Below are 26,983 nucleotides of genomic sequence, written 5' to 3' on the forward strand. Positions count from 1 at the left end.
AAGGATAAATGGCAAAGACCAAAACTGCTTATTTCTGTCAAAATTGCGGTGCTCAATACGCAAAATGGATTGGTCAATGTACCTCATGTAAAGAATGGAATACCGTTGTTGAAGAGGTCGTTCAGAAAGAGGATAAAAAAACCTGGAAATCTTCAACATCAACTCTTCAAAAAGCCTCGAAACCATTATTAGTAAAAGAAATTAATAGTGACAAAGAGATTCGTCTAAATACTCTTGATATAGAATTCAATAGGGTTCTTGGTGGCGGATTGGTACCTGGATCATTAACTTTATTAGGTGGTGAGCCGGGAATCGGAAAAAGTACGTTACTTCTTCAAATTGCATTAAAGCTTCAATATAAAACCCTTTATGTTTCGGGCGAAGAAAGTCAAAAACAGATTAAAATGCGTGCCGATCGCATTCATCCTAACTCTGAAAATTGTTTTATTCTTACGGAAACAAAAACTCAGAATATCTTTCAACAAATTGTGGCCTTAGAGCCTGATTTGGTCGTTATTGATTCAATTCAAACATTACATTCCGATTATATTGAATCAGCAGCAGGTAGTATCTCGCAAATTAGAGAATGTACCGCTGAGCTTATCAAATTTGCAAAAGAAAGTAACACCCCTGTTATTTTAGTTGGTCATATTACTAAAGATGGAACCATTGCTGGTCCCAAAATTTTAGAACATATGGTGGATACCGTACTTCAATTTGAGGGAGATAGAAATTACGTCTATAGAATACTTAGATCACTAAAAAATAGATTCGGTTCTACTGCAGAACTTGGCATTTACGAGATGCAAGGCAGTGGACTTCGTGAGGTTAATAATCCTTCTGAGGTACTAATTTCAAAAAATGATCAAGATTTAAGTGGTACGGCAATTGCAGCTACTGTAGAAGGAATGCGACCTTTACTAATTGAAATTCAAGCTTTGGTAAGCACTGCTGTTTATGGAACACCGCAACGTTCAGCTACAGGATTTAATGCTAAACGTTTGAATATGCTTTTGGCGGTACTTGAAAAACGTGCAGGGTTCAAACTTGCTGCAAAAGATGTGTTTTTGAATATCACTGGAGGAATTTCAATTGATGACCCTGCGACGGACTTAGCAGTTATAGCGGCAATCTTGTCTAGTAATAGTGATATTCCAATTGAAAAAGGGGTTTGTTTTGCAGCCGAAGTCGGTCTCGCCGGCGAAATTAGACCTGTTCAACGAATTGATCAAAGAATTTTAGAAGCAGAAAAATTAGGCTTTCAAACCATATATGTTTCCAAAAACAATAAGATTGGATTAAAGAAATCTCAAATTCAGGTTAAACTAGCTTCAAAGATTGAACAAATAGTTGTCGAATTGTTTGGTTGAAAAAGTCCTTATATTTAAAAGGCTAACATGACCAATATGAGAAAAAATTTCACTTATTTTTTACTAAGTTCAGCATCCTTATTATTGAGTTGTAATACTTCCAATGACTCAAATACACAACCTGATTACCATAATTGGAATGATTATTTAGGTGATTCAGGTAGGTCTCATTTTAGCACACTTACTCAAATTGACACCACAAATGTCAAAAATCTTGAGCTTGCTTGGAGCTATAAAAGTGGAGGTCTTGAAGAAGGGAGAACTACACAAATACAAACCAACCCAATGATTATTGGGTCAACTCTTTATGGGGTAAATGCTGCAATGGAGCTATTTGCATTAAATGGTGAAAATGGCGAACAAATTTGGAAATTTAAACCTACTACTAAAGACAATACTGGTTTAGGTTTAAATCGCGGATTAAGTTTCTGGGCTTCAAATTCCGAAGATAAAGAAGATAGATTGTTTTTTGCTTCAGGGTTTAATGTGTATGCTGTTGCGAGAAAAACAGGTAAAGCAATTACAAGTTTTGGAACCAACGGGAGTATAGATTTAAGAGAGGGTTTGGGTAGAGATGCCACAAAACTAGCTGTATATGCAAATACTCCGGGTGCCGTCTATCAGAACTTATTGATTATGGGTACTCGAGTCGGTGAAGGACCGGGCTCATCACCTGGTCATATAAGAGCATATAATGTAATTACGGGTGAAATTGAGTGGATATTTCACACAATTCCTCAACCAGAGGAATTTGGTTATGACTCATGGCCGAAGGAAGCCTATAAAACAGTGGGGGGAGCCAATAGTTGGTCAGGAAATGCTATAGACCATGAAAGAGGTATTGTATATTTTCCAACAGGTTCTGCAGCTTTTGACTGGTATGGTGGAGATCGTCATGGTGAAAATCTATTTGCTAATTCACTTTTAGCTTTAAATGCTAAAACGGGAGAACGTCTTTGGCATTATCAGATTGTTCATCATGATTTATGGGATAGAGATTTGCCTGCACCACCTAACCTTTTTGAGATGAATCGTAATGGACACAAGATTCCGGCAGTAGCACAGGTAACCAAAAGTGGCCATGTATTTGTTTTTAACCGTGTTACAGGTGAACCTTTATTTCCTATTGAAGAAAAAGCATATCCTAATTCTAATTTAGAAGGAGAACAAGCCCACCCTACACAACCTTTACCAACAAAACCTGCACCTTTTGCTAAACAGCAGCTGACAGAGGCTGATTTATACGCACCCAATCAACCAGCATTTGTAGATGATTTTGTGGACAAGGAACAAAACATAAATCCTCCAACTGTTCTAGATAAATTCAATCAAATTACTTCAAAAGGACAGTTTGTTCCTATTGATACCACAGGAGTTTTGTTATATCCAGGAGCCGATGGCGGAGCTGAATGGGGTGGGGCAGCCATGGATCCTAACAAAGGAATTATGTATGTGAACTCTAATGAAATGGCTTGGATTGTACGAATGAAAAAAGTTGGCGGAGAATCAAATGAAGAATCAAATTTTGGAGCGTCCTTAACCCAAATTCATTGTGCTCGTTGTCATGGGGGTAAATTACAAGGTCTTGGAGCAATTCCAGAACTACAAAATATTAAAGAACGTTTTTCTATTGATTCTATTAAAAGCATTATTAAAAATGGAAAAGGTGCGATGCCTGGTATGCCTAACCTTACTGATTCTGAGGTAAAAGCTATTACCAATTACATTTCAGATTTAGAAGAAGAAACCGACCATCGCGCTGAAGAGGGCTCGACTAAAGTGCCTTATGCAGTTGCTGGTTTTGGTCGCTTTAAAGATAATCGAGGTTATCCGGTAATGACACCGCCATGGGGAACCTTGAATGCTATTGATTTAAATACTGGAGAATACTTATGGAAAGTTCCTTTAGGACATGAAGAACAATTGAATGACCCTAATCATCCTGTTTCAGGTCTAGAAAATTATGGTGGTCCTGTGGTTACTGCAAGTGACTTATTATTTATAGCTGCAACAAAAGATGAAAAATTTCGAGCCTACAATATGAAAAATGGAAGTCTTTTATGGCAAACAGAATTGCCAACAGGTGGTTACGCTACACCTGCAACTTATAGCATCGGTGGAAAGCAATTTATAGTAATTGCATGTGGTGGTGGTAAAATGGGTACTGCCTCTGGCGATGAATACCGGGCTTATGCTTTACCCGATTAAGGTGCAGGATTAGGAATCTCGTTATGAATAGCTTCAATACCTTTTAAAACCTCATCGGATAAATCTACATTGATACTTTCAATATTTTCCTTTAGTTGCTCCATGGTTGTTGCCCCAATGATATTACTTGTTACAAATGTCCTCGTATTTACAAAAGCCAGTGACATTTGCGTTAACGAAAGACCATGTTCAGTTGCCAGGTCAAAGTACTTTTGAGTTGCTATTACAGAATTTTCATTACTATAACGGTTATAGTTCGGAAATAAAGTTACTCTGCCTTTTCGAGGTTTTTTTCCACCTAAATATTTGCCACTAAGAACCCCAAATCCCAATGGTGAATATGGTAATAATCCTATTTTTTCTCTAATTGAAACTTCAGAAAGGCCAACTTCAAATAATCTATTCAGAAGACTATATGCGTTTTGAATGGTTGCCATTCGTGGAAGACCCTGATGAACTTTGGCCTCTTCTAAAAATCGCATCACACCCCAAGGGTTTTCATTAGAAAGCCCTACTTGCCTAATCTTACCTTCTTGAACTAAATCATGCAGTGTTTCTAGAACTTGGTGAATGTTATCTTCCCAAAAATCTGGAGCATCGGCATTAAAGCCTCGTTGCCCAAAAAAATTAGTATTACGTTCAGGCCAATGCAATTGGTACAAGTCTATATAATCTGTTTGTAATCTTTTTAGACTTCCTTCAACAGCTGATATTATTGAATCTTTACTAAATCCGGTTGTCCGTATATGCTTTGTATAATCTCCTGTTCCAGCAATCTTAGAACCCAAAATAACTTTATCTCGATTACCTCTTTTTTTAAACCAATTACCAATGATTTCTTCAGTGACAGCATATAGTTCTTTTTTAGCTGGCACAGGGTAAAGCTCAGCAGTATCAAAGAAATTTACTCCTTGTTCTAGAGCGTAATCCATTTGTTCATGACCTTCTTCCTCAGAATTTTGACGACCCCAAGTCATAGTTCCTAAACAAATTTTACTAACTCTGATATTAGTATTTGGTAAGCGGGTATATTTCATGATAAAAACTATAAAGATGCAAAACTAGTGGATCAACATTAAGATCGGTGTTAAGCTTTTGTGATTTATTCTACTTCTAATAAAATTGGACAATGGTCACTGTGTTTAGCTTCGGGAAGAATTATGGAACGCTTCAACCTGTCTTTTAGAGAGCTATTCACCATACCATAATCTAACCGCCAGCCTTTGTTATTATTTCTTGCATTTGCTCTGTAACTCCACCAAGTATAATTATGGGGTTCTTTATTAAAATGCCTAAAACTATCTATAAACCCACTCTTCATGAAATCACCTATCCACTCACGCTCGACTGGTAAAAAACCTGAAACATTTTTAAGTCCAGTTGGGTTATGTATATCAATAGCTTCATGACAAATATTGTAATCACCACAAACGATTAAATTCTCTCGCTCTTTTCGAAGTTCGTTGGCGTATTCTTGAAAGTCTGCCATATATTTTAATTTAAACTCAAGACGGTCCATGTTTGAACCAGAAGGCAAATACATGCTCATTACTGAAATATCGCCAAAATCAGCTCTTATATTTCTTCCTTCAAAATCCATATAGTCAATTCCCGTTCCATACTCAACATGGTCAGGTTTTATTTTACAAAGTAATGCAACACCACTATATCCCTTCTTTTGTGCGCTAAACCAATAATGGTATTTGTAACCCGCCTCTTCAAATAGAGCGACATCGACTTGCTCTTGCATTGCTTTTGTTTCTTGCAAACAAATCACGTCAGGCCCAACTGATTTTAGCCATTCTACAAAACCTTTTTTTAAAGCAGCACGTATACCATTGACGTTATAAGAAGCTATTTTCATGAATTAAATTTTGCTTAAAAATAAACATTGTTTTGCCCTGAGATAATAATCTATTAACAAAATTGAATTTACTTGACTTATGGTTTTAATTCAATACTATGAGCACGAGTTTTTCTCAAGCCTTGAAATGCTAGATTATTTTGTTTTGATCTATAAGTCAGCGCTTTAGGTTTAGCATATTCCATTGGAAAATTAAAAATCTATAATAGAATATTGTCAATTTAGTAAAACCGACGTTGTTTTTACAACCCATACAATTTAAAATAAGCTATATTTAGTGTATAAAAAAAACTATGAAAAAATTATTTCTGTACCTATTTTTACTTGGTGGTCTAGTTCTCCACGCGCAAGAGAATGAACCCACAGAATCGCAAAAACAGATGAGTCAATTTGCTACAGCCAAAAGAAATGAATTAAGTATTGATGTTTTATCTGCGATTGGAATTCCAGCTTTAAATCCGCGGTATGAATATATTTTAGGAAAATATTCTGGTGTGGGTATTGACTTGTTTATATCCCTAGATGGTGATGATAACTTTACCGATTTCTCAGAATATGAAAGTTTTTCATTGACACCTTACTACCGTCAATATTTCTTTTCTAAAGAAGATTATGGCGCCAAAGGATTTTATGCTGAAGGATTTGTGAAGTTTTTCACCTACGATGCCAATATATCTGAATCGATAAATAATAGCGTAACCCAAGAGAGTATTTTTGACACTTCTATTGGTGCAGGCATTGGATGGAAATGGATAAGCCAGAGCGGATTCTTGGTTGATTTGGGAATCGGAGTGGGAAGAAATCTTGCCTTAAGCGATAATGCTCAACAATTTAATAATGAGCTTCAAATTCGTGGTGGTTTAAATTTTGGGTGGCGATTTTAAAAGATTAACTTTTCTAACAATTTAAATATTTGAATAATTTATAGGAATACGCCAGGTACGCAAAAGACAGGGATTTTCAATCAAGTAATTGAACTTTATCTATTAAATGATTTTAGATACCTTTAGGTTGTATTCGTGTTTTAAATTTAATGGGGATGTTATTTTGGCTATAGCGGTACATTTTTCATCCTATTGCCAATTAGAGGTATAGAATAGATGGTTAAAAGTACTTCCATAATCAAATACTATTTTTTATTCTTATTTTCTATCAACTTCACTTTTGCACAACAAAATAAGGACTCCATAACTAACTTGGACGAGGTTGTATTATTACAAGAATTCATCAAAAAAAAAGCTGTTGGAATCACGCCGTCAGACCAATTAAACATAACTGATTTAGAACAATATAGTCCAATCGACTTTGCTTCTGGTCTTAACGAAATTTCTGGCCTATATGTTTTGTCTGGAGCATTGAACACTAACCGAATTACCATTCGCGGTGTTGGAGCACGAACACCTTTTAGTACAGACAAACTACGTATGTATTTTAACGGAATACCAATAACCAATGGAACAGGAGTTTCTGCTATTGAAGCTTATGATTTTGAAAATATGGGGCGTATAGAAGTGGTAAAAGGACCAAAAGGAACTTCCTTAGGGGCTAATTTGGGCGGAGTCATTCTATTAAACACTAAACCACCTGAAGTTGGTAATACTTTTTTGAGTAACACGTTTACCATTGGGTCTTTTAATATGATTAAAGACAATTTATCCTTTAGACATTCAGAGAAAGGTTTTAATTTAAATTTAAGCTACAACCATTTACAAACAGATGGTTTCCGACAAAATAATAGTTTTGAACGCGATGGGTTTTTATTAACCTCTTCGGTCAAATTATATCCTAAAGGTAAATTAGATTTTCTAGTCAACTATATTGACTATACCGCAAGTATTCCAAGTTCAATAAACCAAACTGATTTCAGTGAAGATCCCCGAAGGGCAGCTGCAAATTGGCTTGCAGCTCGCGGTTTTGAAACCAATAAGTACACACTTGCTGGATTATCGCATAGTCATTTTTTTAATGATGATTTAAAAATCACTTCAAGTATTTTTTATACCTACTTGGACCATTATGAACCCAGACCTTTCAATATTTTAGATGAGTTTACTAATGGTTATGGTTTTAGGTCACTTTTGGAAGGGACAATTTTTAAGGGTGATTTTACCGTTGGGGCTGAATTATACAAAGATGAATACAATTGGCAGACTTTTTTCAACCAATTTCGGGATAATGACGGTAATGGAAGTTTGCAAGGAGCTCAATTGAGTGATAACAAAGAATTTCGTTCGCAACTAAACCTATTTGGTACTTATGCCTACCAATTGACGCCAAAACTAACAGCACAAGTTGGCCTCGCATTAAACCAAACTAATTTTGATTTTAGAGATTTGTTCAATGATGAAGATGAGAATACTTCTGCTAAACGAGATTTTGAAGCTATTTTACTACCCAGCGTAGGTTTGGAATATCAAATTAAAAAAGGAATCTTATACGCCAATATCGGACGTGGATTCTCGAACCCCGGATTGGAAGAGACTTTGACTCCTGATGGGGTTATTAATCCCAACATTGAACAAGAAAAAGGTGTTAATTATGAATTAGGAGGGCGGTTTTTATTATTTACAAACCAATTGAGCATAAATGCCGCAGTCTATCAAATGAATATTACAGACTTATTGGTGGCCGAACGTATTAATGAAGACCAATTTATCGGTCGGAATGCTGGTGAAACTAAACACCAAGGATTTGAATTAGATTTACGGTATCGCCAGAAAATTAATGGGAATTGGTCATTGATTCCTCGGTTGAGCTATAGCTATAGCAATCATAGTTTTGTTGATTTTATTGATGGAGACGATAATTTTTCTGGAAATGATTTGGCAGGCGTTCCAAGGCATCGAATAAACTCCGGAATTGCTTTACGGAGAGCTAATGATTTCGTTTTTAATTTAACACATCAATTTGTAGATGACATTCTTTTGAACGATGCCAATACCTTGAGTAGTGAAGCATTCAATATTTTTAACCTTTCAACACGATATAACACTTCAATAACGAATAACTTGAAACTTGGAATCAATTTTGGTTTGAACAATCTTTTTAACACCAATTATGCACAGTCTGTCCTAATCAATGCAACCGGATTTGGTGGTGCTGCGCCACGTTACTTTTATCCCGGGAACGGGAGAAACTATTTTACAGGAATGCGATTGAATTATTCTTTTTAACTAACTTATCTTTAATAAGGTAGAATTAGAATACGATGACCGAAAAAGAGAAAATGCTTAATGGTGAACCCTATAACTCTAGAGACCCAGAGTTACTAAAGCAATACCATAAAGCCAGAGCAATACTAAAAGCCTATAATAACCTAGATTCTACTGAGCTTCAAGAGCGTTCAAATCTTCTAAAAAGTCTATTTGAAAAGATGGGTAATGCAGTTTGGGTTGAAGCTCCATTTTTTTGTGATTATGGTGAACATATTTCAATTGGAGAAAATACATTTATTAATGCCAATTGTATTTTTATTGACGATAATAAAATAAATATCGGAGCTAACGGACTTATTGGTCCACATGTTCAAATTTATACTGCCGAACATCCATTAAAAGCTTCGGAGCGAATTATTAAGTCTGAAGAAGGAACACACTACCTAACATCTACCAAACCAGTAAAGATTGGGCGTAATGTTTGGATTGGAGGTAACTCCGTTATTTTTCCTGGTGTTACTATTGGCGATAATGTTACTATTGGAGCAGGTAGTATTGTAACAAAAGACATTCCGGATAACGTATTAGCTTTCGGTAATCCATGTAAAGTACAGAAACAACTTTAAATATGAGTTACACACCTATTAACTACATTGAATTTAAATCAACTGACCTTAAGGCAACAAAAACATTTTATTCCCAAGTTTTCGGTTGGTCATTTACAGATTATGGCGATAGATATACCGCTTTTTCAGATAGTGGAGTTGAAGGTGGTTTTGAATTAAGTAATGAACCCATCACAAATGGAGTTTTGGTAGTCTTGCACCATTTAAATCTTATAAATATTAAAGAGAAAGTGCTAAAAAGTGGTGGAAAAATTTCTGTAGATATTTTCTCTTTTCCAGGCGGGAGTCGTTTTCAGTTTTTAGACCCTTCGGGTAATGAATTAGCAGTTTGGTGTAAAGAATAAAAAAAGCATCCTGATTTTCATCAGGATGCTTTCTCTTTCATAGCAATTTTAGATCTTAATTCAAATCAAAACGATCTAAGTTCATCACTTTAGTCCATGCGGCAACAAAATCTGCTACAAATTTGTCTTTAGCATCATCTGTTCCGTAAACCTCAGCAATTGCTCTTAATTCTGAATTAGATCCAAAAATCAGGTCTGCACGGGTTCCAGTAAAGGCAACATTACCTGTGATTCTATGACTACCTTCAAAATAACGATCGTCATCTGATGTTGCTTTCCAAGTATAGGTCATATCTAATAGATTACTAAAGAAATCATTAGTCAAACTACCCACATTGTCAGTGAACACTCCGTAGTTCGATCCATCATAGTTTGTTCCTAAAACACGAAGACCGCCTACTAAAACAGTCATTTCTGGTACTGTTAAAGTCAATAGGTTTGCACGATCTATCAATAAATCTTCCGCAGCAACCTGTAAATCACCTTTAATATAGTTTCTAAAACCGTCTGCTAAAGGCTCTAAGTAATTAAAAGATTCTATATCCGTTTTTTCCTGAGTAGCATCTCCACGACCTTGGGTAAATGGAACTTCAACTGTATGACCAGCATTTTTGGCCGCTTCTTCAACACCAACACTACCCATTAAAACAATTAAATCTGCCATAGAAACCTCAGCACTAAATTCGTTTTGAATTGCTTCAAGAACAGTTAAAACCTTATTTAGTTCAGCTGGGTTATTAACTTCCCAACTACGTTGTGGTTCTAATTGAATTCGAGCACCATTAGCCCCGCCTCTTTTGTCAGAACCTCTAAACGTTGAAGCAGAAGCCCAAGCCGTACTTACCATTTGCGAAACAGTCAAACCTGAAGCTGCTATCATATTTTTCAACGACGTTATATCTGCATCACTTAAAGTATACCCTACTTTAGGAATTGGATCTTGCCATAATAATTCTTCGCTTGGTACCTCAGGGCCTAAATAACGATCTACAGGACCCATATCTCTATGTGTTAGTTTGTACCAAGCACGAGCAAAAGCATCTTCAAACGCCTTATGGTCTTCATGAAAACGTTTAGAAATTTCCAAATAAGCAGGATCAGTTTTCAAGGCAATATCTGCGGTCGTCATCATTAATGCCTGTGTTCCATTACCTCCAGCTGAAGGCGCCATTTTTGCTTTTGACGCTGCAGTTGGTGTCCATTGATGTGCACCAGCAGGGCTTTTTGTTAATTCCCAATCGTAATTTAGAAGCACATCAAAATAATCAGCATCCCATTGTGTTGGGTTTGGTGTCCAAGCTCCTTCAATACCACTTGTTATGGTATCTTCTAAAACCCCACTTTTATAAGAGTTTTTCCAACCTGTACTCATTTCTTCAATCGAAGCTCCGGCCGGTTCAGCACCTACATATTGGTTCGGGTCTGCAGCTCCATGAGCTTTTCCAAAAGTATGTCCCCCTGCAACCAAAGCCACAGTTTCTTCGTCGTTCATAGCCATACGTCCAAAGGTTTCACGAACATCTTTCGCCGAGCCCATTGGATCAGGGTTTCCGTTTGGACCTTCTGGGTTAACATAAATCCAACCCATCATAACTGCTCCAAGATGACCTTCTAATTCCCCTTCTTCATAACGCTCTTCATTAGCGCCCCATTCCGTTTCGCTACCCCAATACACGTCTTGCTCTGGTTCCCAAATATCTTCTCTACCACCGGCGAAACCAAATGTTGGGAAACCCATAGATTCTAAAGCACAATTACCTGCAAGAATCATCAAATCAGCCCAAGAAATTTTATTACCATATTTCTTTTTAATCGGCCATAATAATAACCGAGCCTTATCTAAATTTCCATTATCAGGCCAGCTGTTAATTGGAGCAAAACGTTGGTTACCACCACCGGCCCCACCGCGGCCATCACCTACTCTATAGGTTCCAGCACTATGCCAAGCCATACGAATCATAAATCCACCATAATGGCCATAATCAGCAGGCCACCAATCTTGTGAATTGGTCATTAAATCAGTTACTTCTTTTTTCAAAGTAGCGAAGTCGACACTATTAAATGCTTCTGCATAGTCAAAATCTTCACCCATTGGATTAGACGCAACTGAATGTTGACGTAGAATATTTAGTTTAAGTTCATTCGGCCACCAATCACGGTTCTTAACCCCTTGACCACCTGTCTTTTTTGTTGTACCTGCGAAAAATGGACATTTATTGATGTCTCCATTTCCATTGTGCGGATCGCTCATAATATGTTGATTTTTGTTTTATTTATTCTTTGAGATGTTTAAAAATAAGGCTCTTATTTCTGAATTGAACTTCACTTTTATTTTTTTGCGTTATGTTAACATTGGAGATGTCTATAGTAGATCTATAAAGAATTGTTTTTGACTATCTTAGAAGCAAAGATATTCAATCCAATGGGATGCCATTAAAAACTATCATTACACTTATTATTTTAGTTTGTTCAACTAAAATTTCTTTGGGACAGGTAAACTCGGTTAGCGCTCTAAAATTTAATTTGGAAAAAGATTTACTGATAATACAGTATGATTGTAAAACTGATGTTGATGATTTACATTCAATTGCTGCATTTGCTACTTTAGTTTCTCATTCTAAATATGAAAATTTAAACTACCATGCTGTAGCTGGTACATATGGAATGCAAAATGGCTTATATGTGCCACCTAACAAATTGTTTGCGCTAGCATTTGGTGAAAACTGGAGCGACGCCCATAATTCTTATGAAAAGGCTTTGGAAACCGTAACCCAACTCGGACTAAAAACATTAAAATCAACTGGTTCTTTATGGATTGCTGAAGCGGGACAATCAGATTTTACTTTTGATGTTATCAAAGCACTTCAACTTGCACTTCCAAGTTTTGATAACAAACGTATTCACGTGGTTCAACATAGTGATTGGAATGAAGAGGTCACAACGCCCGAAAAGTTAGACTTTGTCAAATCATCAATTACCTATTATAAAATCCCTGATGGTAATGCCACAAAAAATGGCACTCCTGGTTTTCGTACTGAGGAAATTATTCCTTGGTCCGATAGCATTAAGGGTGAGAATTTATCTCAGGTATGGAATCTTGCCATAAAGCTGGGAAACCAATATAATGGAAAAGACAATCGCTATTTGAATAAAGCAATTGAAAAAGGGAGTCTTGATTTCTCTGATTTTTCAGAGGTCTGTTGGATTCTTGGTTTAACAGACATCGAAGATGCCAACGCTTATTTTAAATATATTTCCGAAAAGGATTGAATTACAATTTAAATGCGTTGCAACCACTCCCGCATATCCACTTCTTTGGCAATAATACCTTTTACCTCATCAAATTGAACACGTTGTTGTTCCATAGTATCCCGATGACGAATGGTAACGGTTTCATCTTCTAGAGTTTGATGATCTACTGTAATACAAAATGGCGTACCATTAGCATCTTGTCTGCGATAACGACGCCCTACGGCGTCTTTTTCATCATAGGTCACATTAAAATCCCATTTTAAATCATCAACTAACCTCTTCGCCACTTCGGGTAATCCATCACGTTTCAACAAAGGTAAAATGGCGGCTTTGGTCGGTGCCAAGACCGCTGGTAATTTTAAAACCGTTCTGGTCGTATTGTTCTCTAGCTCTTCTTCTTTTAAACTATTGCTAAAAACGGCTAAAAACATTCTATCTAAACCAATGGAAGTTTCTAAAACATAAGGAACGTAACTCTTATTTTCTTCTGGGTCAAAATACTGTAGTTTTTTACCTGAATGTTTTTCGTGCTGACTTAAATCAAAATCCGTTCTGGAGTGGATTCCTTCCAATTCTTTAAACCCAAATGGAAACTTGAATTCAATATCAGAAGCAGCGTCGGCGTAATGCGCCAATTTCTCATGGTCATGAAAACGATAACTTTCTTCTCCCATACCCAAAGAAAGATGCCAGTTCATGCGTTTCTCTTTCCATTTCTCATACCATTCTTGCTGGGTACCTGGCTTGATAAAATATTGCATTTCCATCTGTTCAAATTCACGCATTCTAAATATAAACTGCCTAGCAACAATTTCATTACGGAAGGCCTTACCTGTTTGAGCAATTCCGAAAGGAATCTTCATTCTTCCCGTTTTTTGAACATTCAAGAAGTTTACAAAAATACCTTGAGCCGTTTCTGGACGTAAGTATAAATCCATTGCCGAATCAGCTGAAGCTCCTAATTTAGTTCCAAACATTAGGTTGAACTGCTTTACATCAGTCCAATTTCGAGAGCCAGAAAGAGGGCAGGCAATTTCTAATTCTTCAATTAAAGCTTTGACATCAACTAAATCTTCATTTTCCAATGATTGCCCTAGTCTCTTTAATATTCCGTCTGCCTTTTTTTGATAATCAACTACACGAGCATTGGTTTCTAAAAATTGTTTTTTGTCAAAACTATCACCAAATCGTTTAGCAGCTTTCTTTACTTCTTTTTCAATCTTGGCTTCAATTTTGGCAACATAATCTTCAACCAAAACATCAGCTCTATATCTTTTCTTAGAGTCTTTATTGTCAATTAACGGGTCGTTGAACGCATCAACATGGCCAGAAGCTTTCCATGTAGTCGGATGCATAAATATTGCAGAATCTAGGCCGACTATATTATCATTAAGCTGAACCATCGCTTGCCACCAATATTCGCGTATATTTTTTTTGAGCTCCACTCCATTTTGAGCATAGTCATAAACTGCGCTTAAGCCATCATAAATCTCACTTGATTGGAATACATAACCGTATTCTTTTGCATGTGAAATTACCTTTTTGAAAATGTCTTCTTGATTTGCCATTGGGCAAAAATAGTACAATGACTAAAAAGAGCGAAGTTTTATTTTAACTGAAATTCCGAAGAAGAAAGCAGGCGCTCATCTTCAAACACATTTAAGGTATAAATACCAGGTTCTAATGAACCTTCTGGGACTGTTATAGCATCGCAAACACTAATTTCTTCGCCTAAATAAATTACCTCAGTGCGCTTGCTATAAGTGTTCCCACTAACATTAACCAGGTTTGCATTATCTTCTATAACCTTCATGTCTGGATTTAAAAACTGCAGGTAAACTACCTTAACCTCACCTTTATCATTAGGGTTAGCTAAAATGGTCACACAACCTCTCAATTTTTCTATGGTAGACGCTTTATTGGTATTTAATGGACGACCAGCACGTAAGCGAAAACCTTTGCCTTCAGCATTCTCCATTTTAAGGTAGCTCTTGACCTTTAATTCTTTAGCTAATTCTTGATTCTTTTTTCGAACCAATGCCTCGGCCTCTTGCAATGAGCTTGTTTTACCTCGCAATTCTTGAATCTCGCGTCGTGTGCGCTCGTATCGCTCCGTCAACAAACCATTATTGTAACGAAGAAAATTATTTTTAAGCTTTAGGCTATCAAACTTGGCTTCTAGTAAACGAAGTGCTTTTTGACTTTCTCGAAGTTTTGCAATATTAAAATTTAACCTTCCGACGGAATCCAATAGAGTTTGTACTTCGAATCGTGAATCGCGAAGTTCAATCTCATTAATTTCATTCTCTCCAGAAAGTCTATCAACTTCTGCCTTCATTAAGGTCATATCTTTTACCAAAAGTCTTTTTTCGTCTTCCAAATAACTCATTTGATTCTGCGACTGCGCATAACTATAATAGAAAGCTATGGACATAGCAATTATTACTGCGACCAAAGCAGCCATAATTATTTTGTAGTTGAAAGTAGTATCTTGAGACTCCATTTAAGGTGAATAGTAGGTAAAAGGTATGTTTGGCATTAAGCTTTCAAAGATAATAAACGATATTAACTCAATACTATTGCCACCTATCTGTTTTGGATGTAATGCACAATTAATCAGAGGAGAGCACATTTTATGTACCGTTTGTCGACATGATTTACCGATTACCGATTACAATTTTAAAGAAGAGAACGAGATTGACCGTATTTTCTATGGTCGAACTCGGATTAAAAAGGCATCATCCATGCTTTTTTTCTCAAAAACAGGTATCGTTAAAAATCTACTGCACTATTTAAAATACAAAAATCAGGAGGATATCGGTGATTTTTTAGGAAACTGGTATGGCGAAATACTACTTGAAAAAGGAGATTTAATGGATATTGATATTGTACTACCTGTGCCTTTGCATCATAAAAAACTTCAAGAGCGTGGATATAATCAAGTCGAAAAGTTTGGAAAACAACTTGCCAGTCATCTTAACGCCAGGTATATGAATGATGTTCTCATTAAAACAGCGAATACCAAAACTCAAACAAAAAAGACAAGACTCAAACGATGGCAGAATAATGAAGACTTATATAAAATAAGAGATTCAGCTTTTCTCAAAAACAAAAAAATACTTTTGGTTGACGATGTTATTACTACAGGAGCTACTATTGAAATATGTGCTTTTGCATTAAATAAAACTAAAGGTGTTGAACTATATGTGGCTACAATGGCAATGGTACCTAAAGCAATGAATTAACTTTATTGGTAATCGAATAAATTGTTTCTTTGTTCAAGAATTCGTTTTTGTTCTATGGTTTTTTTAAGAAAATTATTAAGTCTATCATTCTTATTGTTAGTTGTTCTTGCCTTTTGGCAATGCGCAAAGAGAGGCACGCCTAGTGGTGGCGCTAAAGATTTAACACCGCCTGTTCTGCTGAAAACGGAACCAGAAAACCTCAGTACTAATTTTAATGCTAATACGATACGATTGTATTTTGATGAGTATATCAAACTTAAAGACGTTCAAAATCAACTGATTGTTTCACCGCCGCTTAAATACCTTCCAGAAATTAAGCCTCTCAGTGGGGCGAGCAAGTATATAGAAATTACAATTAAGGACACCTTAAGAGAAAATACAACGTACACCATAAACTTTGGACAAAGCATAGTTGACAATAATGAAGGTAATCCTAATAGTTTTTTAAGCTACGTGTTTTCTACGGGAGAATATATTGATTCTCTCACACTAACTGGTGCTGTTAAAGATGCGTTCAATAGAAAAGCTGAAGAATTTGTTAGTGTCATGCTTTATGCAATAGATAGCGCATATAATGATTCAACCATTTACAAATCGCCTCCAAATTATATAACTAATACCTTAGATAGTCTTCCATTTTTTCAGCTTCAATATCTCAAAGCCGGAAAATACTCTTTAGTGGGTATAACTGATAAAGCAAAAAATAATGTCTTTAATCAACGTTCCGATAAAATTGGATTTTTAACCGATACTATTACCATACCGACAGACTCGGTATATCTGCTCAACCTATTTATGGAGGAACCTGATTACAGTGTTCCTGTACCTACTTATGTAGCTAAGAACCGAATTCTATTCGGATATAATGGTGATGAAGTTGGTCCAAAAATAAAAGCATTGACTGAACTTCCAGATTCTGTTAAGACTAAAGTTTTAAAGGATAGAGAAAAAGACACACTGAATTACTGGTTAAGCCCTACAGATATTGATTCTATCATTTTTACGGTGACTAATGAAAAGTTGAATATTATTGACACTTTTACTGTCAAAACTAAAAAATTAGAAGTAGACAGTCTCAAGTTGAATGCTAGTCATAACCGTAAGATTGGCTTTGAAGACAAGTTTCATATTCTGAGTAATACCCCGCTGATAAAAATAGATACTTCGTTGATTCAAATAATGGATAAAGATTCTGTGTTCACACCTTTTGAAGCTCTTCTTGACACTATTAAGAATAAGGTTGATATTAATTTCGAAGTTATCGACAATCAACGTTATGCGATTGCCTTGATGCCTGGCGCAATCACCGATTTTTTTGGTACACAGAATGACACCTTAAAATATAATCCTAGTACAGGAAGCTATGCTGATTATGGCGACATGACTTTGAACTTGTCAGGGGCAGTAAGATACCCTGTAATAGTTCAGTTAACTAACGATAAAGGAGACATCATACGAGAAAAATTTGCGGAAGAACCTCAAGTTTTTCAATTCAACTACTTGGAACCAAGTCAATATAGTTTTCGAATTATTTTTGATGAGAATGGAAATAAAAAATGGGATACTGGTAACTATTTAGAAAAATTACAGCCTGAGGTAATAAAATATTATCCTGATTTTATTGATGTTAGGGCCTTTTCAACCTATAATGAGACTTTTATTATTGCCAATTAAACGCATCTCTATCATTTAAAAATTTAAGTTTATTTCGCGTTTTTTCAATATGACCTTTAGATAGCCTTGCATAAACTATTTCTTCCTTTTCTGAATAAGCTACTTGTTCACCCAAAACATTATAAACTGCCGAATGGCCTACATATTCATGACCAAGGCCATCGATTCCAATTCGATTTACACCAATACAATAACTCATGTTTTCAATAGCTCGAGCTTTTAAAAGAGCATCCCATGCATTAACTCTTAGTTTAGGCCAATTTGCAACATAAAGCAACACATCATAATCTTCGGTATTCCTTGCCCAAACAGGAAACCTCAAGTCGTAACATATGAGTGGACAAATTTTGAAACCTTTGTATTCTACCATTAACTTTTCTATTCCTGACTGATAAACCTCATGTTCACCTGCCAATGTAAACGTATGCTTCTTGTCATAAGTACAGTAAGTTCCGTTTGGAAAGACAAAAAATAACCTATTAAAAAAGTTGTCGTTTTCTTGAAAAACTAAGCTGCCTGTAAGAGCAGCATTCTTTTCTTTAGCTAAATCTTGCATCCATTGCAGAGTTTTTAAACCTTCGTCTTCATAAATGTTTTGAGGTTGCATAGTAAAACCCGTGGTAAACATTTCAGGAAGAACAATCAAATCAATGGCAGAGGTAATTTGGGTTAATTTCTCGGAAAAAGATATTCTATTTGCTACAGGGTTCTCCCAATTTAGATGTGATTGTATCAAAGCAATATGTAAGTTTTCATCCATGCTTATTAATCAACATAAACTTCTAAAATATCGTTTTTAGCCATATCAAATAACTGGTTCAATTGAGACGCTAATATTCTCTCTTCAGAAAGTTCAGGTAAATTATCTAATGAAAAATAAGCCGCTCCTGTCATATCAAATCCCGGTTCTAATTTGCCACCTATGGCCTTGCAGAAAAACATTAATTTATAAATGTAATAGGGTTCTGCAGGATGCTCATGTCTTTGCTTATCGTAAATAGCCAATAAACGCACAACCTCAACATCAATGCCGGTTTCTTCCTTAATTTCTTTAATGACTACTTCTTTTGGTGTATTCCCAATATCTGCCCAACCCCCAGGTATGGTCCATTTATTGTCCACACTTTCCTTCGCCATCAAAATCTCATCTTTTTCATTGATTACCAAACCTCGCACATCGACTTTTGGTGTTGGATAATCAATTTGTGGAAGAAAAAAACTATCCAATTTGGCAAATGTCTCGTTCGAAAGATGAGCCATCAGTTTTAAACTGATATCTTTTAATTCTTCATAACGTTCAATATCGTAAGGTACATCTGTATATATCAAACCAATATCAGCAATGTCTTTTAACCTTTTTACAGCATCTAGCTGCTCTTTTGGACTCATAATTCCTAATTGTACTTTTCTAAAAGTTTAATAAGTTCAGTCGCTTCTTGCATATTAGCATGATCAAGTGCTGTCTGACCTCTGGCATCTTTGGTTTTGATATCTGCGTTATGTTCAAGTAATAATTTTGCGATTTCAAGACGATTGAAGGTCGCTGCATAAATCAAACAAGTAGCTCCCATGGCATTAATATGGTTGACGTTTGCGCCTTTTGCAATTAATTTTTGAGCAATTTCAATATATCCCTTAAAACAAACGCCCATTAAAGCCGTATTACCTGAACCATCTTTGGCATCAACTTCAATTCTCTTTTCTAACAAAAAATCAGCTATATGTCCCTGATTATAATATGTTGCAAGTATCAACGGTGTTGAACCTCGATCATCTACACTACTTATTAAATGCGGATAATTAATTGATAGTTCCTTTATTTTTTCAAGATCCCCTGTTCTTATCGCACTAAAAAAAAGCTCTACGTTTGTCATGATGTGATATGATAATTTGAAGGTATAAAAAAGTAATCAATCTCTAATACCTGGAGTAAAATCTTCAGGTGCATTTTGTGGTAGATTTACTGTTCCGCTATTGCCAGAGTCGTTAAAAATTATCCACTCTGAAAAAGTATAATTTGAATTAGCTTGATTTATATTTGAAATTCTGACAGCTTTGCCATCTTCAAACTCGTGATTAGTATTTGAACCATCTTCACCAATAATACCAAAAACATCAATCACAGTTCCAAAAGGGTCTACCAATTCTAAATTATCATCTCCATTGGAATCCGCCGGGCTATTTGTTCCGACCGTTAAATCGGGAACAAAACCATAAATTAATTCAAACTCTTCAGAATTTGGTGAAATCACTAAAGTGCTCTCCCCTTCAATAATAAATCCACTTAAATCAATTGTCGAACTTATCTCAGAATTAGCATTAGTGTAACGACGAATAGTCCATTTATTTAAATCAAAAGCTTGCGAAGAAGCATTATAAAGCTCTATAAATCGTGCTCCTGCATTGTTATTTGGGTCCGCTAACTCCGAAAAAAATATTGAGGTTGATGTAAATTCCGTTATGATTTCTTCACAACGTTCTAGTAAAAAGTCTATATCATTTAGATCTCTAATCGCAATGAAGTAATCATCATTTTCTCTTAATAATACCCCTGTAATACTGCCATTACCTTCAGGTAATATTACGTCTTGAAAATCAGAAAAACCACTGTTCAATAGCATAAGTTCATTTTCAGAGCAATCTACTAAAGTACGTTCCGTCTCTTCAAGGGCGATTGCGAATGATTCGCCTAATTCATCATCAATTACTTGAATATTTTCAAAACTTACTAAAGTATTTACTAAACTGGGATTAATATTGGCAATCTCTATTGGAGTTGAAGTTATATCAGTTACATCCTCACAGGCTAAAAATATATGCTCAGGTATCTGAAGCGCTGGTAATCTACCAACGGACACACTGCCAAATCCGGCAAATGTTCCTCCTAATTTAAATACATCTTTGCTTTTACCTAAGTACAAACCTTTAAGTTTAATTACAATTTTACTGCCTGGTTCAAAAAGCAAATAGGATTGTCTTAAATCGATTTCAATTTGAAAACCTTCTGAAGGGTTAGTTGGACGATCTTGAAAATGTAATACGCTAAAAAAATTACCTGCACTATCTGAAGACACCACATAGCCCTCTATTACTAAATCTTCTTGTATTTGTAATAATTCGCCTAAGTAAAGTGCTTTGACTTGTTCAAATGTGACATTTGCTTCTAAACCTTCAACACAATTTAAAGCTGGAGCATCAAAATCATTTGATTTTACACAAGAATAGCAAAAGACGAGGATTGCCAATAAAGGCAAATAAAAATTACGAAACATTTTAAGTTAATGGTGTCTTGTAAATGTATGAAATGTATTTACTTTTTAGTAACTCTCTTCATAAAGTCCAAAGCTTGTTGTTCAGCATAGCTTGAATTTTGCTTTCCCCAGAAACCAACATGACCTCCAAAATCAGGAACTTCCAAAAAAAGGTTTTTATTACTATCAGCTTCGTTAAAAGGATAACAAGCATCACCTAAAAACGAATCATTCTTTGCATTGAGCACCAAACTGGGTATCTTAATTTGAGGTAAAAATTGCTTGCAACTACATTTTTCATAATAATCTAAGGCATCTTTAAAGCCATGCGCTTGACTTGTATAGATATCATCAAAATCTTTTAAGGTATGAATGGACGATATTTCAGTGGTTGTTATTCTATCAGGAAATAATTTTTGCTTTTGCCTCAGTTTTGCAATTAAATGTTTTTTGAACCTTTTAGAATACAAAACATTCTTAGAATTCAAAAGCTCATCACAAGCACTTTTTAAACTGCAAGGCACTGAAACCCCTACCGCTGCCTTTATATGATTTGGAATGTGATTTCCTTCACCTAAATATTTTAAAATAAGATTACCACCCAGACTGAAACCCATTAAATAAATTTCATCATAAGATTTATTCTTTAGAATATGTTCAACAACGCAAACAACATCTTCCGTTGCACCTGAATGATAAGAACGATAAAGTCTATTAAGTTGACCGCTACAGCTTCTCAAATTAACAGCACAAGTATCAAAACCGTTTTGTGTAAATTTTTTTGCACTACCTGCAATATAATGTCGTTGAGCATCACCTTCTAAACCATGAAAAAGCAGTACTACTTTCTTGGTAGGTAAAACACTCTCGCTCCAATCAAGGTCCAAGAAATCATTATCTGGAGTTTCAATACGTTCTCTCTTTTGAACTAATCCACTGATTTTTCTAAAGACTCCGGAATAAATTGTAGAAAAGTGACCATTTCTAAACGGAAAAGGAGGTTTGTAGTTTGATGGTATTAATGGCATTAATACAATATGTTATGCATTGGCTTCGTCTTTTCTGGAAGATTTTCTTCATCTAACATATCTCGCAAATCAATCTCGATAGTTCTACAAAGCGCAGTCATGGGCACATCATTAATGCGACCTTCAAAAGGGTCTTCGCTATTACTTCCAACTTTTTCCATAGTTGTAAACATCCAAGAGATAAGCACGGAAAAGAAAATCATCAATACGATATACCACCAATTATTTCCTTCATCTAATTGGGCTAGTTGGGTCTCAAATACGTTTAATAAACCTAAAGGAAGTAAAAGCACAAATATCCATGTAAAGACTGTACTAAAATAAGCATACTGTCTAGGGAAAGGAGTGTTCTTAATACGTTCACATTTACCTTGAAGATTATACATTTCTTCAAGATTGTTATGGAAAACCTGTTTATCAAATTCTGTAATTTTACCTTCCGCTAATAAGCTCTTAAGTTGTAAAGCCTGATTCTTGATTAAATGTGTTGCCACATTTTTTCTATTTTCTAAGTCTTGAACCTCTTTTGGGTCTAACAAAACGTCAAATCCATTACAAACTGGATTTCGCTCTCCATGCTTATCGAACATACGCTCAACAGAACGATTTTCTTTAATGGAAAAACTATTAGGTTGTCGCAATTGTATGCGTAATGCATTAATCCACGCAATTTGTCTATAAATCAAAGTTATTTGAGCTGCACGGTCATTTTCTACATAACTAAGAACATTATTGGCCCAAGTTCGGGAGTAGTTTACAATCCCTCCCCATATTTTTCGGCCTTCCCAAAATCGGTCATAACTCTGACTGTTTTTAAAACCTATGTAAAATGCTACAGCAATACCAATAACGGAAAGTGGCTGAAAAGGAATATCTATATGCTTCCAATCTAAAATATGATATAATGAAAAAAGTAGTGCTGCATAAAGGGTGAAGAAGATTAGGTTTTTCCATGCGAAGCGCATGATTATACCCCAGCTTATATTTCGTTTGATGTACATTATAAATTGATTAGTAAATTAAACTACCAATTTACGAAGAACAGACTTTATTTTAGTTCTTAGGATAACGTTCTAGCAAATTATATTGTTCTTCAATAGCCTCTTTGAATTCAGATTTAAGTTCGTTCACTAAATCAGCGACGGGCATAGTTTTATCAATTGTTGTTACTCCTTGACCTGCCGACCAAATTGTTTTCCAAGCTTTGGCTTCAGTATCCAATTCTTTTCCGAAATCAATTTTAGTATCCTTTTTTAAATCTTCTTCAGTGATACCTGCAGCTTTCAGACTAGCACCCAAAAAATTAGCATGAACTCCAGATATGGCGGCAGTATAGGTAACATCACTAGCACCTGCAGCGATAATCATATCTTTATATTCTTGAGGAGCTTTACTTTCATTTGCGTTAATAAAACGTGTACCCATATATGCCAAATCAGCACCCATTTGCATTGCAGAAGCAATATCTCTTCCTTTTGAAATACAACCTGATAACAGAATAGTTTTATCAAAGAATTTTTTGACTTCAGCAACCAAGCTCATTGGATTTATTGTTCCGGCATGACCACCTGCACCGGCTGCAACTAAAATTAATCCGTCGACCCCAGCGCCAGCAGCTTTCTCAGCATGACGTTTTTTAATCACATCATGAAAAACCAACCCTCCATAACTATGAATGGCATCAATCACCATTGAAACTGCACCGAGTGAGGTTATTACTAATGGTACTTGATGTTTAATACACAACTTAACATCAGCTTCTAACCTCGGGTTAGTAGGATGAACAATCAGATTAACCCCGAAAGGAGCCGCTTTTTTACCAGTTTCTTCTTCCCAATTTTTAAGTTCAGATTTTATTTCAATGAGCCATTCTTCAAAGCCTTCACTAGTCCTTTGGTTTAAAGCAGGAAAAGTACCAACGATTCCGTTTTTACAACATTCAATAACCAATTTTGGACCTGATATTAGAAACATAGGTGCTGCAACAGCAGGTAATGAAAGGTCTTTAATAAAAGATGCTTTTTGACTCATAAGTTCTAATCTTAAGTTGTTGATAAATCTACCACTTTTTTAGTGCGGTCTTCAAATCTATACTATTTTTGAAAAATATTATGCATGCATAGCAAAATTAGTCATTATGTTTTTAAAAGAATTTGAAATTCGCTGGAGTGATATTGATGCCAATCGCCATTTGGCAAATTCTGCTTATGTACAATATTCTGGGCATGCTAGAATGTCGTACTTAGCTCAACTGAGCTTCAATCAAAAAAGCATGGCAAAACATCAAATAGGACCTGTAGTATTTTATGAACATATCTATTATTTTAAAGAGGTTTTTATAGGAAAACCTATTCAAGTATCTACGGAACTAAAGGGAATGAGTGCAGACGGAATGTTTTTTGAATTTCATCATGATTTTTACGACTCAATTGGAAAAAACTTTGCACACTCAGAAATGATGGGGGCTTGGATAGACTTAAAAGCAAGAAAATTAAGCATATTACCAGATGAATTTATGTCGGCTGTAGCTAAAATTGAACGTGCCGATGACTTTAAAGTATTGACCAAAGAAGATACCCGAAAATATGCTAGAATACCTAAGGATTTAAAGTGACTAAGGTAAAAATCAAAAATTACCATTCTTCTTAAACCATACTTTTTTGGTCTAACCTGTAAAGAGTTACAGTATCAAGGAAAAACTTTTAAGAATTGTTCAAATTCATTTTAAGATGTTTAACTTCATATGGTTGAAAACCAAACTCAATTCATCCTCATGAAAAATAAACTGTGGTTATTTCTTACCGTTTTAACTCTTATTTTTTATGGCATTGCAGGGTATCATTTTTTGACGGGTTGGCCTCCTTTTATAATGATGATGATTGGGATGTTTTTAGGACTTGCAGTTTCAACAATTGCCTATGGGTTCATAAGGCTAATTAATACCCAAGTCAAAAGAATACCCGCTAACTATATTGTTCCTATTCTCAGTACAATAATTGGTTTGTGTATTTTGAGGTTTATTGGCTTCGGTTGGCCAGCCTTGGTTTTCTTAACCATCACTGCATTAGGTATATTATTCTGCAGTGTTCTATTTTGGTTTTTAAAGAAAAAATCCCCTTTTTCAGGAGTTATTTTGGGGATTTTAGTTGTGGTAATAGGCCTCGTTTTTTTTGTATTGATAAACCCAGGTTCAGACCCTTTCGAAAACAAGTTGCCTTTAATGCTCTCACCAAACCAAAATAGCATTATAGATGATTTACAACTTGAAAATCCCACAGCTCTCGGACCTTACGAAGTAAGGGAATTTACTTATGGTAGCGGCAAAGATGTGCAGCGAAAAGAATATGCACATGAGGTAACCTACAGAACTAATACGGTAAATGGTAAATGGCTTATACCGGATTGGAAGGGTAAAAAGAAAAAATGGCGAGAACGATATTGGGAGTTCGGTCCGGAGAATTTTCCTTTAAATGGAAGAGTTTATATGCCAGAAGGGCAAGGCCAATTTCCGTTGATCTTAATCGTACATGGCAACCATAATATGATTGATTATTCTGATAATGGATATGGTTATTTAGGAGAAGTTTTGGCCAGCAGAGGATTCATCACAGTATCAGTCGATGAGAATTTTTTAAATGGGCATTGGTCCGGTGATTTCAGAGGGAAAGAAATGCCCGCTAGAGCTTGGTTGCTATTAAAACATCTTGAACAATGGCAACGTTGGAATTCTGATGAAAATCATTATTTGAGAGACAAAGTCGATATGAACAATATTATGCTTGTAGGGCATTCAAGAGGTGGTGAAGCGGTTGCTATAGCTGCTGCATACAATGAACTCCCGTATTTTCCAGATAATGCAAAAGAGAAATTTGATTTTAACTTTGGTATTAAGGGTATCGTAGCAATAGCGCCAACTGACTATAGGTACCATCGAAAAATAAGCTTAAAAAATTTGAACTTTTTAAGTCTTCAAGGTTCCTATGATTCTGATGAAGTTAGTTTTTGGGGTATGCGCGCCTACCGAAGATTAAGATTTACAGATTCAATTTCTAGGTTTAAGACCGGTGTTTACATTCACCATGCAAATCATGGTCAGTTCAACTCTACTTGGGGTAAATCGGATTTTGGAGCACCTGCTAAATGGCTATTAAATTTAGCTCCATTGTTGGAAGGTCAAGAGCAACAAGAAACTGCCAAAGTCTTTATCAATGCGTTTGCTGAGGCCACACTTAAAAACAATCAAGACTATAAAACTATTTTCAAAGATGTTGCAATTGCGAAAGAATGGTTGCCAAACGAACAATACCTCACCCATTTTGAATCGTCAGACTTTAAAATTATTGCCGATTTTGAAGAAGATATTAATATCAATACTGCAAGGGATAGTTCTAAACTACTAGCCAACAACTTGGCCTTTTGGAAAGAAGAAAATTTAAATACTCGTGATAACAATTCTCAAGAGAATAATGTTGTGGTATTGGGATGGGATAAAAAAGATTCGCTCAATACTGAGGAGATAGCTTCTTATGAACTAACACTATCAGAAAAGCATAAGTCCTTTTTTGATAGGGAGTCAACCTTACAATTCACTTTGGGTGCCGGAAACCACGAATTATTAAACCCAAACCAAAAGGATAAAGAAAAAAATAAAAGAGAAGTACCACAATTAGATTTTACTATTCAATTAACCGACGAACAAAAAGAAACTTCTTCAATTAGTGTTAGCGCTATTAAAGTCATTCCGAAGCCCTTAAAAACTCGTTTTACAAAATTTAAATTTTTAGATAAAGAAATGATTGGCGAAGATTGGGAAGTTCAGTTACAGACCTATCACTTGTCATTAAATACCCTCACAGATAAGAATTCTGAATTGAACTTAGAAACTGTGAAGAGCTTAAAATTTATATTTGACCAAACGCCTTATGGGGTAGTTGTTTTAGATGAAATTGGGGTTTCGTCAAATTGA

23 protein-coding genes are annotated in these 26,983 nt (G+C 35.5%); 11 read left to right on the plus strand and 12 right to left on the minus strand.

Annotated features, from left to right (window positions below; genetic code table 11):
* The first annotated feature begins 8 nt into the window (after positions 1-8).
* On the plus strand, positions 9-1,370 hold the full coding sequence (gene radA, locus RM520_RS01250; protein ID WP_311386690.1) for a DNA repair protein RadA: 1,362 nt from the start codon (positions 9-11) through the stop codon (positions 1,368-1,370).
* A 36-nt stretch (positions 1,371-1,406) separates the two neighbouring features.
* Positions 1,407-3,578 (plus strand): outer membrane protein assembly factor BamB family protein, encoded by a 2,172-nt coding sequence (locus RM520_RS01255; RefSeq protein WP_311386691.1) that lies wholly within the window; start codon positions 1,407-1,409, stop codon positions 3,576-3,578.
* Here RM520_RS01255 and RM520_RS01260 read toward each other — a convergent pair.
* Both RM520_RS01260 and RM520_RS01265 read right to left on the minus strand, forming a co-directional pair.
* The gene (locus RM520_RS01260) at positions 3,575-4,615 is read right to left on the minus strand and encodes an aldo/keto reductase (RefSeq protein WP_311386692.1); all 1,041 of its coding nucleotides are present in this window, start codon (positions 4,613-4,615) and stop codon (positions 3,575-3,577) included. The two genes, RM520_RS01255 and RM520_RS01260, sit on opposite strands and share 4 nt — an antisense overlap.
* 65 nt (positions 4,616-4,680) lie before the next feature.
* Entirely contained in the window at positions 4,681-5,442 is a 762-nt protein-coding gene (locus RM520_RS01265; RefSeq protein ID WP_311383897.1) for an exodeoxyribonuclease III, read from the minus strand.
* Between the two features lie 293 nt (positions 5,443-5,735).
* Between RM520_RS01265 and RM520_RS01270 the strand changes: the two genes are divergently transcribed.
* The 4 genes from RM520_RS01270 (at position 5,736) to RM520_RS01285 (ending at position 9,567) form a co-directional block, all read left to right on the plus strand.
* Complete coding sequence (locus RM520_RS01270) at positions 5,736-6,326, plus strand: hypothetical protein (protein WP_311386693.1); 591 nt, start codon at positions 5,736-5,738, stop codon at positions 6,324-6,326.
* A gap of 216 nt (positions 6,327-6,542) precedes the next feature.
* The gene (locus RM520_RS01275) at positions 6,543-8,615 is read left to right on the plus strand and encodes a TonB-dependent receptor family protein (protein ID WP_311386694.1); all 2,073 of its coding nucleotides are present in this window, start codon (positions 6,543-6,545) and stop codon (positions 8,613-8,615) included.
* A gap of 35 nt (positions 8,616-8,650) precedes the next feature.
* Complete coding sequence (locus RM520_RS01280) at positions 8,651-9,223, plus strand: sugar O-acetyltransferase (RefSeq protein WP_311386695.1); 573 nt, start codon at positions 8,651-8,653, stop codon at positions 9,221-9,223.
* Between the two features lie 2 nt (positions 9,224-9,225).
* Positions 9,226-9,567: a VOC family protein gene (locus RM520_RS01285; RefSeq protein WP_311386696.1), complete on the plus strand. Its 342-nt coding sequence runs from the start codon at positions 9,226-9,228 to the stop codon at positions 9,565-9,567.
* A 55-nt stretch (positions 9,568-9,622) separates the two neighbouring features.
* Here the strand turns inward: RM520_RS01285 and katG are convergent, their stop codons facing one another.
* On the minus strand, positions 9,623-11,818 hold the full coding sequence (katG, locus tag RM520_RS01290) for a catalase/peroxidase HPI (RefSeq protein ID WP_311386697.1): 2,196 nt from the start codon (positions 11,816-11,818) through the stop codon (positions 9,623-9,625).
* A gap of 272 nt (positions 11,819-12,090) precedes the next feature.
* Between katG and RM520_RS01295 the strand changes: the two genes are divergently transcribed.
* The gene (locus tag RM520_RS01295; RefSeq protein WP_311386698.1) at positions 12,091-12,837 is read left to right on the plus strand and encodes a hypothetical protein; all 747 of its coding nucleotides are present in this window, start codon (positions 12,091-12,093) and stop codon (positions 12,835-12,837) included.
* Positions 12,838-12,845: 8 nt separating this feature from the next.
* Here RM520_RS01295 and RM520_RS01300 read toward each other — a convergent pair whose 3' ends face one another.
* Together RM520_RS01300 and RM520_RS01305 are read right to left on the minus strand one after the other, a co-directional pair.
* On the minus strand, positions 12,846-14,387 hold the full coding sequence (locus RM520_RS01300; RefSeq protein WP_311386699.1) for a glycine--tRNA ligase: 1,542 nt from the start codon (positions 14,385-14,387) through the stop codon (positions 12,846-12,848).
* 38 nt (positions 14,388-14,425) lie between these two features.
* Positions 14,426-15,322: a DUF8428 domain-containing protein gene (locus RM520_RS01305; protein ID WP_311386700.1), complete on the minus strand. Its 897-nt coding sequence runs from the start codon at positions 15,320-15,322 to the stop codon at positions 14,426-14,428.
* A 76-nt stretch (positions 15,323-15,398) separates the two neighbouring features.
* On the opposite strand from RM520_RS01305, the gene RM520_RS01310 reads away from it, so the two are divergent.
* Both RM520_RS01310 and RM520_RS01315 read left to right on the plus strand, forming a co-directional pair.
* Positions 15,399-16,064, plus strand: coding sequence for a ComF family protein (locus RM520_RS01310; RefSeq protein WP_311386701.1), 666 nt, complete (start codon positions 15,399-15,401; stop codon positions 16,062-16,064).
* Between the two features lie 54 nt (positions 16,065-16,118).
* The gene (locus RM520_RS01315) at positions 16,119-17,738 is read left to right on the plus strand and encodes an Ig-like domain-containing domain (RefSeq protein WP_311386702.1); all 1,620 of its coding nucleotides are present in this window, start codon (positions 16,119-16,121) and stop codon (positions 17,736-17,738) included.
* Here RM520_RS01315 and RM520_RS01320 read toward each other — a convergent pair.
* Genes RM520_RS01320 through RM520_RS01350 form a run of 7 tightly spaced genes read right to left on the minus strand, consistent with a single transcriptional unit; the run spans position 17,725 to position 24,048 of the window.
* The gene (locus RM520_RS01320; RefSeq protein ID WP_311386703.1) at positions 17,725-18,498 is read right to left on the minus strand and encodes an amidohydrolase; all 774 of its coding nucleotides are present in this window, start codon (positions 18,496-18,498) and stop codon (positions 17,725-17,727) included. The two genes, RM520_RS01315 and RM520_RS01320, sit on opposite strands and share 14 nt — an antisense overlap.
* Positions 18,499-18,503: 5 nt before the next feature.
* The gene (locus RM520_RS01325) at positions 18,504-19,127 is read right to left on the minus strand and encodes an NUDIX hydrolase (RefSeq protein ID WP_311386704.1); all 624 of its coding nucleotides are present in this window, start codon (positions 19,125-19,127) and stop codon (positions 18,504-18,506) included.
* A 5-nt stretch (positions 19,128-19,132) separates the two neighbouring features.
* Positions 19,133-19,612 carry an ankyrin repeat domain-containing protein gene (locus tag RM520_RS01330; RefSeq protein ID WP_311386705.1) on the minus strand — a complete coding sequence of 160 codons (480 nt, stop codon included), beginning with the start codon at positions 19,610-19,612 and terminating at the stop codon, positions 19,133-19,135.
* Positions 19,613-19,648: 36 nt separating this feature from the next.
* Complete coding sequence (locus RM520_RS01335; protein WP_311386706.1) at positions 19,649-21,010, minus strand: DUF5689 domain-containing protein; 1,362 nt, start codon at positions 21,008-21,010, stop codon at positions 19,649-19,651.
* 38 nt (positions 21,011-21,048) lie between these two features.
* On the minus strand, positions 21,049-22,017 hold the full coding sequence (locus tag RM520_RS01340) for a YheT family hydrolase (RefSeq protein WP_311386707.1): 969 nt from the start codon (positions 22,015-22,017) through the stop codon (positions 21,049-21,051).
* Positions 22,017-23,018: a bestrophin family protein gene (locus RM520_RS01345; protein WP_311383912.1), complete on the minus strand. Its 1,002-nt coding sequence runs from the start codon at positions 23,016-23,018 to the stop codon at positions 22,017-22,019. The genes RM520_RS01340 and RM520_RS01345 overlap by 1 nt, the downstream gene beginning before the upstream one ends.
* A 52-nt stretch (positions 23,019-23,070) precedes the next feature.
* Positions 23,071-24,048 (minus strand): NAD(P)H-dependent flavin oxidoreductase, encoded by a 978-nt coding sequence (locus RM520_RS01350; protein WP_311383913.1) that lies wholly within the window; start codon positions 24,046-24,048, stop codon positions 23,071-23,073.
* 106 nt (positions 24,049-24,154) lie between these two features.
* Here RM520_RS01350 and RM520_RS01355 point away from each other — a divergent pair, with 106 nt between their 5' ends.
* Positions 24,155-24,631 carry an acyl-CoA thioesterase gene (locus RM520_RS01355; protein ID WP_311386709.1) on the plus strand — a complete coding sequence of 159 codons (477 nt, stop codon included), beginning with the start codon at positions 24,155-24,157 and terminating at the stop codon, positions 24,629-24,631.
* A 159-nt stretch (positions 24,632-24,790) separates the two neighbouring features.
* Complete coding sequence (locus tag RM520_RS01360) at positions 24,791-26,983, plus strand: hypothetical protein (RefSeq protein WP_311386710.1); 2,193 nt, start codon at positions 24,791-24,793, stop codon at positions 26,981-26,983.

It is taken from the genome of Croceitalea vernalis, from assembly GCF_031846405.1.
Lineage (GTDB): Bacteria > Bacteroidota > Bacteroidia > Flavobacteriales > Flavobacteriaceae > Croceitalea > Croceitalea vernalis.